The organism is Massilia agrisoli, from assembly GCF_020831365.1.
GTDB lineage: Bacteria > Pseudomonadota > Gammaproteobacteria > Burkholderiales > Burkholderiaceae_D > Telluria_A > Telluria_A agrisoli.
In genome coordinates this window covers 331,241-346,223 of sequence record NZ_JAJHPV010000009.1, presented here as the reverse complement: position 1 = coordinate 346,223, position 14,983 = coordinate 331,241, and the positions used below count along the sequence as shown (strand labels likewise).

Below are 14,983 nucleotides of genomic sequence, written 5' to 3'. Positions count from 1 at the left end.
GATGCGCTTTGCTTATCCGCCCTACGTAATACGAACTTCTTAGTTCGCGGTCAGGCCACGGCGGTCCAGCAGCGGCTCGATCTTTGCATCACGGCCGCGGAACTGGCGGTACATGTCCATCGCGTCCATGGTGCCGCCTTTCGACAGCAGCATCTTGCGGAAGTAGTCGCCGTTCTTGCGCGACAGGCCGCCGTTTTCCTTGAACCATTCCACCGTATCGGCGTCCAGCTTCTCGCTCCACAGGTAGCCGTAGTAGCCGGCCGAGTAACCGCCCGCGAACACGTGCGAGAAGTAGGTGGTGCGGTATCGTGCAGGCACCGGTGCGAAGTCAACGCCAGCGGCCTTCATCGCTTCGGCTTCAAAGCCCAGTACGTCGGTCGGGATCTGGTTGGCGCCCAGCTGGTGCCAGCGCTGGTCGAGCATCGACGCGGCCAGGTACTCGGTGGTGCGGAAGCCTTCGTTGAACTTCTTCGAGGCGATGACCTTGTCCAGCAGCGCCTTCGGCATCGGTTCGCCCGTCTTGTAGTGCTTGGCGTAGTTAGCCAGCACTTCAGGATAGACCGCCCACATCTCGTTGACCTGCGAAGGGAATTCGACGAAGTCGCGCGGCACACGGGTGCCTGCGAAGCGCGGGTATTTCACGTCCGAGAACATGCCGTGCAGCGCGTGGCCGAACTCGTGGAACAGCGTGCGCAGTTCGTCGTAGGTCAGCAGCGTCGCTTCGCCGGCAGGCGGCTTCGGAATGTTCAGGTGGTTGGCGATGACCGGCTTGGTGCCCATCAGCTTCGATTGCGAGACGTAGGCATTCATCCATGCGCCGCCACGCTTGTTACCGCGCGCGTAGAAGTCGGCCAGGAAGATGGCCAGCGGCTTGCCGTTGGCGTCGATGACGTCAAACACGCGCACGTCCGGGTCGTACACCGGCAGGTCCTTGCGTTCCTTGAACGTCAGCCCGTACACCTTGCCGGCGGCGAAGAACACGCCGTTGGTCAGCACGTTATTCAGCTCGAAGTAAGGCTTGAGCTGGTTCTGGTCGAAGGCGAAGCGCTCGGCGCGCACCTTGTCGCTGTAGTAGGACCAGTCATGCGCGGCCAGGCCGAAGCCGCCCTTCTCGGCGTCGATCATCTTCTGGATCTCGGCTGCTTCCTTCCTGGCGTTGGCGACGGCCGGCTTGGCGAATTCCGCCAGCAGCTTGTTGACCGATTCGGTGTTTTTCGCGGTCTGGTCTTCCAGCGCGTAGGCGGCGTGGCTTGGGTAGCCGAGCAGCGCCGCGCGTTCGGCGCGCAGCTTGGCGATCTTGACGACGACGCCGCGGTTGTCGAATTCGCCGCCGCGGCTGCCGCGGCCCATCGAGGCTTCGATCAGGCGCTGGCGGGTGGCGCGGTTGGTCAGCACTGCCAGCGGCGCCTGGCCGGTGGTGTTGGTGACCGGGATGACGAACTTGCCGTCCAGGCCACGGGCCTTGGCGTTAGCCGCGGCCGCGTCGATCGCCGCGTCGGACATGCCTGCCAGTTCTTCGCGCTTGTCGACCACCAGCGCCGCTGCATTGGCTTCCTTCAGCACGTTCTGCGCGAAAGTGGTCTGCAGGGTCGCGAGCTGCGAGTTGTAGGCCTTGAGCTTTTCCTTGTCGGCCGCGGACAGCTTGGCGCCGGCGCGCACGAAGTCGGTGTGATAGCGCTCGAGCAGGAACTTCGACTCGGCGTCGAGCTTGAGCTTGTCGCGCTTGTCGTACAGGCTCTTGATGCGCGCGTACAGTTTTTCATTCAGGCGGATCGCGTCGCTGTGCGCCGCCAGCTTTGGCGACAGGCTGCGCTGGATCGCCTGCATGGTGTCGTTGGTGTTCGCACCCGACAGGTTGCCGAATACGCTGCTGACGCGGTCGAGCAGCTGGCCCGAACGCTCCATCGCAACGATGGTGTTCTCAAACGTCGCTGGCTTCGGGTTGTTGGCGATGGCTTCGACTTCGAGCATCTCCTGGCGCATGCCTTCGGCGAAGGCTGGCTCGTAGTGTTCGTTCTTGATCTTGTCGAAGGCCGGGTAGTTCAGCGGCAGCGTGCTGACGCGGGCGAACGGATTGGACGCTTCCAGCATCGAGGCAGGTGCGGCGTATGCGGCATTGGCCACCGCCAGGCTGGCGGCGATGATCAGCATGTGTGGACGATTCATGTGTTTCTCTCTTGGTGGTGTTCAGTACGTCGTTCCCGCGAAGGCGGGAACCTATACCCCGGACGATCAGTAAGAAGGCAAGCGCCATCTTGACTCATGCGGGCATGGATTCCCGCGGTCGCGGGAACGACGGGTGACGTCGTTATTCGCCGGTCAGGCCGCGGCGCTCGAGCAGCGCTTCGATCCTGGCGTCGCGTCCGCGGAAGTTGCGGAACAGGTCCATCGCGTCGGCAGTGCCGCCGCGCGACAGCAGCGTCTTGCGGAAGTGGTCGCCGTTCTTGCGCTGCAGCCCGCCGTTCTCCTTGAACCATTCGACGGTGTCGGCGTCGAGCTTCTCGCTCCACAGGTAGGCGTAGTAGCCGGCCGAGTAGCCGCCCGAGAAGGCGTGCGAGAAGTAGGTGGTGCGGTAGCGCGGTGGCACCGGTGCGAAGTCGACGCCGGCTTCCTTCAGCGCGGCCGCTTCGAACCCCAGCACGTCGGTCGGCACCTGGTTGGCCGCCAGCTGGTGCCAGCGCTGGTCGACCAGCGACGCCGCCAGGTATTCGGTGGTGATGAAGCCCTGGTTGAACTTCTTCGACGCGACCACCTTGTCCAGCAGTTCCTTCGGCATTGGCGCGCCGGTCTTGTAATGCTTGGCGTAGTTGGCCAGCACTTCAGGCCAGATCATCCACATCTCGTTGACCTGCGACGGGTACTCGACGAAGTCGCGCGGGACGTTGGTGCCCGAGAAGCGCGGGTACTTCACGTTCGAGAAGATGCCGTGCAGCGCGTGGCCGAACTCGTGGAAGGTGGTCTTCACTTCGTCGTAGGTCAGCAGGGTCGGTTCGCCCGCAGGCGGCTTCGGGATGTTCAGGTGGTTGGCGACGACCGACCTGGTGCCCATCAGGCCGGACTGCGACACGTATTCGTTCATCCACGCGCCGCCCTGCTTGTTACCACGGGCGTACATGTCGGCCAGGAAGATCGCGATCTGCTTGCCGTTGGCGTCGAACACGTCGAACACGCGCACGTCCGGGTTGTACACCGGCAGGTCCTTTCGCTCCTTGAACGACAGGCCGTACAGCTTGTTCGCGGCGAAGAACACGCCCTTGACCAGCACGTTGTCCAGTTCGAAGTAAGGCTTGAGCTGGTTTTCGTCGAAGCTGAAACGCTCGGCGCGCACCTTGTCGGTGTAATAGGCCCAGTCATGCGCGGCGACCTTGAAGCCGCCCTTTTCCGCGTCGATCACCTTCTGGATCTCGGCCGCTTCCTTCCTGGCGTTGACGACCGCTGGCTTGGCCAGTTCGGACAGCAGCTTGTTGACGGCAGAGGTGTCTTTCGCCGTCTCGTTTTCAAGCGAATAGGCGGCGTAGTTCGGATAGCCGAGCAGTGCGGCGCGTTCGGCGCGCAGCTTGGCCAGCTTGACGACTTCATCGCGGTTGTCGAATTCGCCGCCGCGGCTGCCGCGCGCCATCGACGCCGCCAGCAGGCGTTCGCGGGTGCTGCGGTTGGTCAGCACGGCCAGCGGCGCCTGGCCGGTGGTGTTGATCAGGGCGACGACGAATTTGCCTTCCAGGCCGCGCTCCTTGGCGGCAGCGGCGGCGGCGTCGATGGCGGCGTCGGACATGCCGGCCAGTTCGGCGCGGGTGTCCACCACCAGCGCCGAGGCGTTGGTTTCCTTCAGCACGTTCTGGGTGAAGTCGGTCTGCAGCACGGCGATCTGGCCGTTCAGCGATTTGAGCTTTTCCTTGTCGGCCGCCGACAGCTTGGCGCCGGCGCGCACGAAGTCCTTGTTGTAGCGGTCGAGCAGGTGGGTCGCCTCAGCATCCAGCCCCAGCTTGGCGCGCTTGTCGTACAGGGTCTTCACGCGCTGGTACAGCTTCTCGTTGAGGAAGACCGCGTCGAAGTGGGCCGCCATTTTCGGCGACATCTCGCGGTCGATCGCGTCGAGCTTGTCGTTGGTGTTGGCGCCTTGCAGGTTGGCGAAGGTGGTGGCCACGCGGGTCAGCAGCTGGCCCGAGCGCTCCATCGCGACGATGGTGTTGTCGAAGGTTGGCGCCTTCGGATTGGTGGCGATGGCGTTAATTTCGCGCAGGTGCTCGCGCATGCCGGCAGCGTAGGCCGGCAGGAAGTGCTCGTCCTTGATCTTGTCGAACGCCGGATAGTGGAACGGCAGCGTGCTGAGTTTTGCAAACGGGTTCGATGCTTCCAGCACGGCGGCGGCGGGTGCGCCAGGGGCTGCGTGGGAAACATTCACCAGCGCGAGGCTGGCGGCAAGGATAAGCATGTGTGGACGGTTCATGGCATCTTTCACGGGCGCTAAGTAAAGCTGCCCGCGGATGGCAGGCAGCGCATGAGCGCTCGATCATAGCAGCAAGGAACTCAACCGTCACGACCCGGTTTGTATGGATATGTACAGTGTATGCACATCCGGAAAGGACCCGTATTGACAGGACCCGCGGGTGCGCGGCTCAGTAGTGGGGCGGCTTTTCGTTGAGCGGCATGGCGCCCGACTGCGCGTTGCTGCGGATATGCTCGGCAAGGCCGGCCACCACCGCTTCGAGCTGGTCGATGCGGCGGCTTTGCTGGTACACCATCTGGTTGAGCGATTCAACCAGGTCTTCCTGGTGCGCCAGCTTGATCTCGATATCGACAAAACGGTCTTCGTTACTCACGGCATGTCCCTTGCGGCAAAAACCGCCATTATGACAGCGCGGGTGCGCAGGCCGCTTTCCCTTATCCGATGTACGGAATGTACTCCGCGCCGTTCTCGATGACGCCAATCACCTGGGCCTTGTTTTCGGCGCTTTCGCTGAAGGCGACCAAAATCTCGGAACGGGCGACGCCCTTTTCTTCCAGCGCAACGACCCAGAAGTCGAAACCGGCCTGGTCGAGCGGACGGTGCAGCACATTCTGGTACAGCTTGCTGACGAAGACCTCGTTGCTCAAGGTGTTGATGGCGCCGTAAGTGGCGGTGAATTCGTCGCTTCTCAGGAACAGGTCGGCGACGCCGCGCAGGTCCAGCACCTTGCCCTCGTAGACAATTTTCTTGTCCAGGCGATCGATCCAGAAGCCCAGCCCGGCCAAATCGGGGGCGCGGGCCAACACCGCGGTGTAGAGCCGGTAAGCCTGGCCGCCATTGCCTTCGAGGTCGATCGCTACCGAGGCATCGCCGAACTTGATGCGCTCGATGCCCAGCAGCGAATCAAGGCCGTCGGCCGCGGAACTGACGGTATAGCCGTTGGTCGACTCCGCCACGGTATAGCTGCTGCGCGGACCGGCGTAGACCGCCGTGTCGATGCCGCCCAGGCCTTGCAAAGCGTTGTTGCCCGGCGTACTGACCATCAGGTCGTTACCGGTGCCGCCCGTCGCGTTGAGCGGACTGTTGACGCTGAAGGTCAGCGCCGCGCCGGCGGCGGTGACGTTGTCGGCCTCATCGACCGATTGCACGCTGACGCTGAAGCTGCCGTTGGCCAGCGGGTTGGACATGATGGCCCACTTGCCGTCCACACCGACCTTGGTCTCGCCGATCAGTTCGTAGCCGTTGTTGACCAGCAGGATGGTGGTGCCCACTTCGCCGGTGCCGCTGAACGAGGCCTGGTTGCCGCTGAGCTGATGGGTGCCGCTCGGCGCGCCTGGCGCCGTTGCATCGACCCGGAAGCTGACCGAGGTAGCTGCGGACACGTTTCCAGCCGCGTCGGTAGCGGTGGCCGCCAGGACATAGCTGCCGTTGGCCAGGCCTGGCACCGCAACCTGGAACAGGCCGGTCGTAATGTCAGCCTTGCCCGTTGCAATGTGGTTGCTGCCGCTGAAGATCTTCACGGTCGAACCGGCCTCGGCTACGCCGAAGACGATCGGGGTGTTGCCTTTGATGTAGCCGTTTTCGTTCGTCTCCACCGCGGCCGTTGGCGTCGCCGGGGCGCTGTTATCGACCAGCTGGCTGCGTGTAAACGTGCCGTCGAAAAACTGGAACAACTCGATCGATGCCAGCGTGTCGCTGCCATCGGGACCGCTGACCAGCAGCGTGTCCCCGGCCGCCACATTGAATGCAAATGCCGCGCGATTACCGCCAAAGACTGCGGTATCGGTTCCATCTCCTCCGTTTAACATGTCGTTCCCTTTTTCGCCTCGCAGCGTATCGTTATATTGCGTCCCGTTGATTGTATCGCCGAGGTTGCTACCGGTGAGATAACGCGCCCCGGTCGCCGAATTGACGCCGAGCGCGCCGCGCAGGCCATCGCGCCCGTACAGCCAGTCCAGCGCCGCGATGTCGAGACTGCTGAAGGCGGCATACGGGCCACCCAGGTGGTCATACGACATCAGTGTATTGGACGTGTTGTCTTGCGACGGTGACAGCTGGATCTCATCCTCGTGCGGATGCTTCAGGCCGAGCATGTGCCCCAGTTCGTGCAGCAAGGTCTCGTAGCCGTTGCCGCCCGGCGCCAGGTTGGCGTTGACTCCGGCAAATTCGCGGTTGTCCAGGTAGACATAGGCATCAGCCTGATAACTGACCAGCTCGCCTGTGACCGAATTCGAGCTATAAGCCACATTCCAGCTGCACAGCCCGACCGTGTTGGCGCTGGGGATGTCAAGGTTGGCCAGGTGGACCTGCGCGCTGGCGCCGTCGCTGGTTTCGCTAAACACGATGCCGGTCAGCTTGGAAATGTAGTCCATTGCGCTGCGCGCATGGAACTGCTGCGAGATGGAAAATGACTGCTGCCCGTTGACCGGGGTCCCGTTGCGCACCTCATTGCCCGAGGCGACCGAGAACGTGTACAGGATGGTGTTACCCAAAGGAGTCAGGTAATTCCAGTCCGGCCCCTCGTCAAGCAAGGCGTTGACGTGGTAGAGCGGGGACAGGAGGGTGGTCTCGATGTCGGAAAGTTTAGGCATGCTGGCGCTGCAATCTACAAAAATGGTGCACAAAGTATTTCCTGCCGGACCCTTCGTGTCAACTAAGCGGTTTCAACCGTGCGCACCCCTTTCAGTTGCTTTTTTTACACTTTTGGTGTTGCGAGCAGGGCTTTCAGGCTGGCCAGGCGGTCTTTCGGCGACAAGGTTTCGGCCTCGGTCGGCACCGCGTCGCCGACGTCGAGCGCCATCTCCTTGATGAAGCGCGATACGTCGCAGTGGACCTGCTCGCCCGCCCGCTTGCGCTTCTTGCACCAGGTGATCTGCAAGGTGCGCTGCGCGCGGGTGATGCCGACGTACATCAGGCGGCGCTCCTCCTCGACACGGGCGGCAATGGTTTCCACCGGTGCGTCCGGGTCACCCTTGTGCGGCAGGATGCCTTCCTCGACGCCCACCAGGAACACGTGCGGGTATTCCAGGCCCTTGGACGCGTGCAGGGTCGACATGCGGACCGCATCCTGCTCCTCGTCCGCGCCCTCCAGCATGGACATCAGGGCCACCATCTGGGTCAGCTCGAGCAGGTTCTTTTCCTCGCCCGACTTGTCCCTTCCGCCACAACCGCGTTCTTTCAGCCAGTTGGTAAATTCCAACACATTCTGCATCTTGCTTTGCGCGGCGCGTTCTTCAAAGGTGTCGTACAGATAACCTTCGTAGTTAATCTCTTTCATCATGTCGTCCAGCACCGAGGCCGCGTTCTCGCCGCTGCCCGAGGGTCCCGGCCGGCTGGCGCGCGACTCCAGCTGGTTGATGAAGTTGCAGAAGGCGCGCAGCGGCAGCAGCTGGCGGTCCGGCAGCTTGGCTTCCAGCCCGCCCTTGAACACCGCCTCGAACAGCGAGCAGTTCCACTGCTTGGAAAACTCGCCCAGCACCTCCAGGGTGGCCATGCCGACGCCGCGCTTGGGCGTGGTGACGGCGCGGATGAAGGCGGGGTCGTCGCCCTCGTTGGCGATCAGGCGCAGGTAGCTGATGATGTCCTTGATTTCGGCCTTGTCGAAGAAACTCTGGCCACCCGAGATGGTGTACGGAATGCGCTCCTTGCGCAGGCATTGCTCGATGATCCGCGCCTGGTGGTTGCCGCGGTACAAAATCGCGTAATCGGACCACTTGTTCTTGCGCTGGAAATGGTCGGCCGAAATCATGATCGCCACCTGCTCGGCTTCCTGCTCGTCGGTCTGCATGCCCAGCACCTTGATCGGCTCGCCCAGGCCGTGCTCGGACCACAGCGCTTTTTCGAACAATTTGGGGTTGTTCGAGATGACCGCGTTGGCCGCCTGCAAGATGCGGGTGGTGGAACGGTAGTTCTGTTCGAGCTTGATCACCTTGAGGTCGGGGAAATCGTCGCCCAGGGTTTTCAGGTTTTCGACCGAGGCCCCGCGCCAGGCATAGATGGCCTGGTCGTCGTCGCCCACGGCGGTAAACATCGGCTTCTTGCCGATGCCGGTGACCAGCAGCTTGACCAGCTCGTACTGGCAGGTATTGGTGTCCTGGTACTCGTCCATCAGCAGGTAGCGCAGGCGGCGCTGCCACTTGTCGCGGATCGGGTCGTTATTGCGGAACAGCTCGACCGGCAGGCGGATCAGGTCGTCGAAGTCGACCGCCTGGTAGGCCGCCAGCGTGGCCACATAGCTGCGGTAGATGCGCGCGGCCTGGGCCTCGTCCTCGTCCTTGGCGTTCTTGATCGCCAGCTCCGGGTCGACCAGGCCGTTTTTCCACAGCGAAATGGAATTCTGGATCTGGCGCACCAGTTGCTTGTCGGTCGTGATGGCCAGGTCGGACACCAGCGCAAAGCAATCGTCGCTGTCCATGATCGAAAAACGGTCCTTCAGCCCGACCCCGTTCGCCTCCTGGCGCAAAATCTTCACGCCCAGCGAGTGGAAGGTCGACACCGTCAGCTGCTTGGCCTGGCGCGGCTGCTTGAGCAGCTTGGCGATACGCTCCTGCATCTCCAGCGCCGCCTTGTTGGTAAAGGTCAGCGCCGCGATGGTGCGCGGATCGTAGCCGCGGTCCTCGATCAGGTGCGCGATTTTCTGGGTGATCACCCGCGTCTTGCCGGAACCTGCGCCAGCCAGCACCAGGCACGGACCGTCGAGATACATCACGGCTTCGCTCTGGGGAACGTTCAGGCCAAACTTGGGGGCATTCGACATCGGGAGGGACTTCTTGGAAGAAACAGCCGCCCATTGTAGCGCAAGCGCCGCCGGGCTGAAGCGGCGCCGCAAGCGCGCGCAGGACCTGTCGTAGAATGTCGTGGTGAAAAAAATATTGTTCCTTATGCTGGTCCTCGCGATGCCCCTGGCGCAGGCCGGCACCCTGCTGGTCGCCGCCGCATCGGACCTGGTCTATTGCATCGACGAACTCGGCGCCGCCTTCCGCCGGCAAACGCCGGGCGCCGACGTCAAGGTATCGACTGGAGCGTCGGGAAACTTTTTTGCACAAATCAAGCGCGGGGCCCCGTTCGACGTGTTTTTATCGGCCGACATGGACTACCCGCGCCAGCTGGCGCAGGAAGGCGCGGCCGACCTGGCCACGCTCAAGCCCTACGCCATCGGGCGGCTGGCCGTGTGGACGCTGGACCCGCGCTTCGACCTGGCCCGCGGCATGCGCGCCTTCGCCGACCCGCGCCTGGTGCGGGTCGCCATCGCCAACCCGGACGTCGCGCCATATGGGCGCGCCGCCCGCGCCGCGCTGATCCACCACGGCGCCTGGGAAGCGCTGCAAGGCAAGCTGGCGATTGGTGAAAACGTCGCCCAGGCCGCCCAGTTCGTGCAGACCGGGAACGCCCAGCTCGGCATCGTCTCGCTGGCGACGGTGCTGTCGCCAAGGCTCAAGGGAGTCGGGCGCTACTACCTGGTGCCGGAAGAAGGCATCGCGCCGATCGAACAGGGCGCGGTGGTGACGGCGCACGGGAAAGGCAATCCGCTGGCGGCGCGCTTCGTCCAGTTCTTGCAAACAAAAGCGGCGCGCGACATCCTGCAGCGCAGCGGTTTCGGGCTGCCGCGCGGGCCTGCTGGCGGGGGCGCATGAGCGGTTTCCCGCCCGAACTCTGGGGCGCCATCGGACTCACCCTGAAGCTTGCCTTCGCCTCATCGCTGGTGCTGCTGGTGCTTGGCGTGCCGCTCGCCAACTGGCTCAACAACAGCCGCATGCGCGGCGTCATCTTTATCGAAACCCTGGTCAGCCTGCCGATCGTGCTGCCGCCCACGGTGATTGGTTTCTACCTGCTGGTGCTGATGGCGCCGCAGCAACCGGTCGGCGCGGCCTGGGTATCGGTATTCGGGCAACCGCTGCCGTTCTCGTTTGCCGGGCTGGTGATCGGCTCGGTGATCTACAGCCTGCCGTTCGCGGTGCAACCGTTCCAGGCCGCATTCCGCTCGGTGCGGCGCGAAATGACCGACACCGCCCTCGCGCTGGGGCTGACGAAGCGGCAAATATTCTGGTCCATCGTCATGCCGCTATCGAAGCACGGCATCCTGACCGGCGTCTCGCTCAGCTTCGCGCACACGATGGGCGAGTTCGGCGTCGTCCTCATGCTCGGCGGCAACATCCCAGGCCAAACGCGGGTCGCATCGATTGCGCTATACGACGAAGCCCAGAAGCTCAACTACGCCAACGCCCACGCCTACGCGCTGATTTTGCTGGCGATCTCCTTCGGCATCCTGGTCGGCATCGCCTTCCTGCAACGGCGCCAGAACGCCATCCTGCTGTCCAACTAATTTCCAAAACCGGGGTCAGACCACACGTTTTTCGGAAGATTTTCAAAACCGAGGTCTGTCGCCGGAATTTCCAAAATCGGGGTCAGACCACACGTTTTTCGGAAGATTTTCAGAACCGGGGGTCTGTCGCCGGGACTGGCCCGATTTGGGGAGTTTTAGGAATGTTCTAAAAACCCGGTGGTCTGACCCCGATTTGAGCCCGGTGGTCTGACCCCGATTTGGGAAAGCTTGTTTTGGGAGGGGGGCCGGGGACAGGCCACGGGTCGGCCCGTCGCACCGGCGTGCGGGCTGCTAACGCCCTTTTCGGCGCAACAGCAGCATCGCGGCGAGCGCGGCTACGCTCAACCATAGCGTGTCCGGCTCCGGTATTTCGTGGAGATCGCCGTCGGGCAGGTCCGGCAACGTTCCGGGCGGCCATTCAGGCGGTGCAGGATACTGCCGTGGTGGCAACGGCGTTCCAGGGCCGCCGCCAGGGGATTCAACAGTCGGCGGCGTCACCTTCCCGGGTTTGGCAGGTGGGGCGCCCGGCGTGGGCCCAGCTGTACCGCCAGGCTTTAAGGGCAGCGCCCCGGGCAACACGGCCGATGGACGACCGGCGGCCAGTGGCGCTGCGGCGGGCGTGCCGCCTTTGCCTGCGCCCTCTGATTGCGAGGGCGCTAGCGCGTCCGGTGACCTGTCCGCGCTTCCCTCCTTCAGACTGCCGGGCCTGGAATGGCCGATCGATACGCGGCTGCGCGCTGCACCGGACGCGTTGCCGGCCGACGGCGGCTCGCTGCTGGCCAGCGCAGCACCAAGGCCATTGATCGCTCCGCCGGCGGCAAACTCAGGCTCATCCAGTCCAAGCCCACCCAGGTCCATCGAGACACCGATTACCGAGTCAAGTTCTTCCGCGGAAGGCTCGTTCACTTCGACCGGCAACTGGGGCTCATCGGATATCCGGTTGGCGCAGCGCGCCCGCATTTCGTTGCGGCCGTCCGAAAGCAGCGTTTCGCCTTCGACCAGCATGAGCTTCCTGGACGTCCAGTACACCTGGTCGCCCTTGCGATATGACACGTACACGGCGCGCGGCTTGCTGACCTTCACGTTGACGGCTTTATCCACGTCGAAAGAAGCGTAATGCGCCGCGACGACCTGGTCAGTCTTGATTACGCGCGCCAACTCGTCCCGGCCGGTTACGCCGCCGGGGATGATGGAATAGGGATACACGCGGCGCGCGACGGCCGCTGGCGCCGGCGTTTGCGCTGGCAGCGAGAGGCTGGGCGTGCCTGGCGCCGGCACCGCCGTGCCGCTTACCGACCCACGCGCCACACGGACCTCGTCCGTCCCCAGCAGCATTGCCAGCATCGCAACGCAAGCGGCCGCGCCAAGCACAGCGACGCCAACCAGGCGCTTTGTCACCCGTAAGGACGCTTTGCGGCGAAAATTGGCGGTGCGACGGTTCATACGATGGCAAAGTAGGATCTGTCCTACAGATTACCATTAATTCCGATAGCAAATATACATTCCTATGCGGAAAATTTCATTGACGTTGTAGAAATGTCGCTATGCGGACGCTGCCTACGTCCCGGTCAGATGGCGTGGTGGGCTGGGGCGGCCGCTTTAGATAGCTGCTGGAGAAGTTCCAATTGTTGCTTGTGCTGCTCGGCGAGCGCGTCGACTTTTTCATGCAGCGCCATAATTTCCAGCTCAGCCTTGAGGTTCACTTCGTAGTCGTTTTGCACGTTCTCGCGGTCGATCGCCGATTGCCGGTTCTGCGACATCAGGATCAGCGGCGCTTGCACCGAGGCCAGCATCGACAGGAACAGGTTGAGCAGGATGTAGGGGTAGGGGTCGAAGGCTTTGTGGCCGTTCTTGACCAGAAGGAAGGAGTTGGTGCCGATCCAGGCCGCCAGCACCAGCGCGAACACGATGATGAAGGTCCACGAGCCGCCGAACGTCGCTACCGCGTCCGCCGCCCGCTCGCCGAACGTCGATTCGTCCGGTTCCTCCATCTGGCTGCGCGTGATCGAGCTGCGCTTGGCAATCGATTGCGTGACCATGTCGATACTCTTCAGCTGGGTGGCCTGCAGCTGGTCCATGTACTTGGCGCGCCGGTACTTCATCTTGCTCTCCGTCGATCTTTTCGGGAAGGTCTATCCAATGCGAAATAGTCTATTCGCAGGGATGGTTTCGGGCGCGCACGAATGGCGTTCCGGTGCCCGGCCGCCCATTGCGTTACCATCACGCCTTAACTTACATGGCATGCCTTATGAAATTCGAACACCTGATTGAAATTAACGACCTGCTCAATCCACTGATGGATACCATCACGCGCGAGCAGCTGTGGCGCGGCCTGGTGCTGCGCGCGGAGGCGCCGAAGCTGTTCGTGCCCCAGCTCGACGAGGCGACCATCGACCAGAAGTCGGAAGCGGGATTCCGCCGCCGCCTGCGCTACGGCCAGCTGGTGGTGCTGGACCACGTGAAGCTGACGCCGATGGAGCACGTGCGCTACGACGTGCCTGCGCAGGGCGAGATTGTCGCCTCCAGCCTGGTGATGGCGATCGAGGCGCCGTCGGGAGGCCGCCTGTTCGTGCGCTTTACCTACGACGACGGCCATGCGGCGTCGTCCGATCCGGCCAGCGCGATGTACGACGATATCAAGCGTTCGCACTACCAGGCGGCCGACATCGATACCATCCGCATCCTGCGCGAGATGGCTGCGTCGGGACGCCTGGACGGCGACTACATCAACTGACGCCGCCTTAGACGCCCGGCGTGCAGTCGGGCGCTTTACTCTGCGCCGGCGCGCCCTTCTCAAGCTCCGCGGCGAGGTCGCGCAGCGCCGTGCGCATGCCTTCTTCGATCACCGGGTGATAGAACGGCATCTCCAGCATCTGCGCCACCGTCATGCGCGCCTGGCATGCCCATGCGAGGGTGTGCGACAGGTTCTCCGCGCGCGGGCCGATCATCTCGGCGCCCAGGAACAAGCCACTTCCATATTCGCCATACACGCGCAGCAGGCCGTGGTTCTGCAGCATCACACGGCTGCGTCCCTGGTTTTCAAACGATGCCTTCCCGACCGCGAACTTGTGGCTGCCGCCGGTGCACAGCTCACGGTAAGACGCGCCCAGCGTGGCCACCTGCGGCTCGGTGAAGGCGATCGCCAGCGGCGTGCGGCGCAGTCCCGGGTGCACGTTCGGATAGCGGCCGGCGTTGTCGCCTGCGATCTTGCCGTGGTCTGCCGCCTCGGGCAGCAAAGGCCGCTCGTTGTTGGCGTCGCCGGCGATGAAAATGGCGCTGGTCCCGCACTGCATGGTCAGCGGGTCGAACACCGGAATGCCCTTGGCATCGAGTTCCAGCCCCGTGGTCTCGATGCCGATATTGTCGACATTTGGCGTACGCCCCGCGGACACCAGCACATACTGGAACCGTTCGCTGCGCTCGGCGCCGGCCCCATCGCGTGTGGTAAGCAGCACTTCGGCGCCGTCCTGGCGCGCGCTGACAACCTTGTGCTGGAAGCGCAGGTCGAGTTCCGATCCCAGCACCCTGGCCGCCACATGCAGCACTTCGGGGTCGCTGATTTGCGCCACGCTGCCGCCGCGCGCAAAAATCGACACGCGCACGCCCAGCCGGTGCAGCGCCTGCCCCAGTTCGAGGCCGATCACGCCGGTGCCGATGACCGCTACCGATTCGGGCAGGTCGGTCCAGTCGAACACCTGGTCGCTGACAATGACCCCGGGCCCCACGCCGCGCAATTCTTCAGGCAGGTAGGGACGCGACCCGGTGGCGATGACGACCCGCGACACGTCGATGCTTGTATGGTCGTCGACCTGCAGCAAGTGCGGACCGAGGAACCGCGCGTGGCCGATGATCTTGTCCTGGTCGGGGATATTGTCGACGCCTTCCAGCACGAAGCCGACGAAGCGGTCGCGTTCGCGCCTCACCCGCGCCATGACTTCCTGCCCGTCGATCCGTACCTGGCCCGCGTGCACGCCGAAGCCGGCGGCCGCATGCACCATGTGGGCCGCTTCGCTGGCCGCGATCAGCAGTTTGCTCGGCATGCAGCCGACGCGGGCGCAGGTGGTGCCGTAGGGGCCGCTTTCGATCAGCACCGTGCGCTTGCCCTGCGCGCGCGCGGCGCGGTAGGCCGACAGGCCCGCGGTTCCGGTACCGATCACCGCTACGTCCACTGTCAACTTGTTCATCGCTTTTCCCGCTCCGGTAGGTGGCTTAAG

At 63.5% G+C, this 14,983-nt stretch carries 11 protein-coding genes; 3 read left to right on the top strand and 8 right to left on the bottom strand.

The window, feature by feature from the left end; translation table 11 throughout:
- Positions 1-39: 39 nt before the first annotated feature.
- The 5 genes from LMJ30_RS06045 to LMJ30_RS06015 all read right to left on the bottom strand — a co-directional run bounded on the left by LMJ30_RS06045 (position 40) and on the right by LMJ30_RS06015 (position 9,203).
- Positions 40-2,166 carry a M3 family metallopeptidase gene (locus LMJ30_RS06045; RefSeq protein ID WP_229431437.1) on the bottom strand — a complete coding sequence of 709 codons (2,127 nt, stop codon included), beginning with the start codon at positions 2,164-2,166 and terminating at the stop codon, positions 40-42.
- Positions 2,167-2,308: 142 nt separating this feature from the next.
- On the bottom strand, positions 2,309-4,447 hold the full coding sequence (locus LMJ30_RS06040) for a M3 family metallopeptidase (protein ID WP_229431436.1): 2,139 nt from the start codon (positions 4,445-4,447) through the stop codon (positions 2,309-2,311).
- Between the two features lie 169 nt (positions 4,448-4,616).
- A complete protein-coding gene (locus LMJ30_RS06035) occupies positions 4,617-4,820 on the bottom strand; it encodes a SlyX family protein (protein WP_229431435.1) in 204 nt (67 codons plus the stop codon).
- Between the two features lie 61 nt (positions 4,821-4,881).
- Complete coding sequence (locus tag LMJ30_RS21750) at positions 4,882-7,038, bottom strand: DUF4214 domain-containing protein (RefSeq protein WP_307729223.1); 2,157 nt, start codon at positions 7,036-7,038, stop codon at positions 4,882-4,884.
- A 104-nt stretch (positions 7,039-7,142) separates the two neighbouring features.
- Entirely contained in the window at positions 7,143-9,203 is a 2,061-nt protein-coding gene (locus tag LMJ30_RS06015; protein ID WP_229431434.1) for a UvrD-helicase domain-containing protein, read from the bottom strand.
- A 103-nt stretch (positions 9,204-9,306) separates the two neighbouring features.
- On the opposite strand from LMJ30_RS06015, the gene modA reads away from it, so the two are divergent.
- On the top strand, positions 9,307-10,080 hold the full coding sequence (modA, locus tag LMJ30_RS06010; protein ID WP_229431433.1) for a molybdate ABC transporter substrate-binding protein: 774 nt from the start codon (positions 9,307-9,309) through the stop codon (positions 10,078-10,080).
- Positions 10,077-10,769, top strand: coding sequence for a molybdate ABC transporter permease subunit (modB, locus tag LMJ30_RS06005; RefSeq protein WP_229431432.1), 693 nt, complete (start codon positions 10,077-10,079; stop codon positions 10,767-10,769). The genes modA and modB overlap by 4 nt, the downstream gene beginning before the upstream one ends.
- A 291-nt stretch (positions 10,770-11,060) precedes the next feature.
- Here modB and LMJ30_RS06000 read toward each other — a convergent pair whose 3' ends face one another.
- On the bottom strand, positions 11,061-12,212 hold the full coding sequence (locus tag LMJ30_RS06000; protein ID WP_229431431.1) for a hypothetical protein: 1,152 nt from the start codon (positions 12,210-12,212) through the stop codon (positions 11,061-11,063).
- Positions 12,213-12,337: 125 nt separating this feature from the next.
- Positions 12,338-12,871, bottom strand: a complete 534-nt coding sequence (locus LMJ30_RS05995) for a DUF1003 domain-containing protein (protein WP_371872979.1) — start codon at positions 12,869-12,871, stop codon at positions 12,338-12,340.
- A 146-nt stretch (positions 12,872-13,017) separates the two neighbouring features.
- Here LMJ30_RS05995 and LMJ30_RS05990 point away from each other — a divergent pair, with 146 nt between their 5' ends.
- The gene (locus LMJ30_RS05990; protein ID WP_229431430.1) at positions 13,018-13,503 is read left to right on the top strand and encodes an SRPBCC family protein; all 486 of its coding nucleotides are present in this window, start codon (positions 13,018-13,020) and stop codon (positions 13,501-13,503) included.
- Positions 13,504-13,510: 7 nt separating this feature from the next.
- Here the strand turns inward: LMJ30_RS05990 and LMJ30_RS05985 are convergent, their stop codons facing one another.
- Complete coding sequence (locus tag LMJ30_RS05985; protein WP_229431429.1) at positions 13,511-14,953, bottom strand: dihydrolipoyl dehydrogenase; 1,443 nt, start codon at positions 14,951-14,953, stop codon at positions 13,511-13,513.
- Between the last annotated feature and the right edge of the window lie 30 nt (positions 14,954-14,983).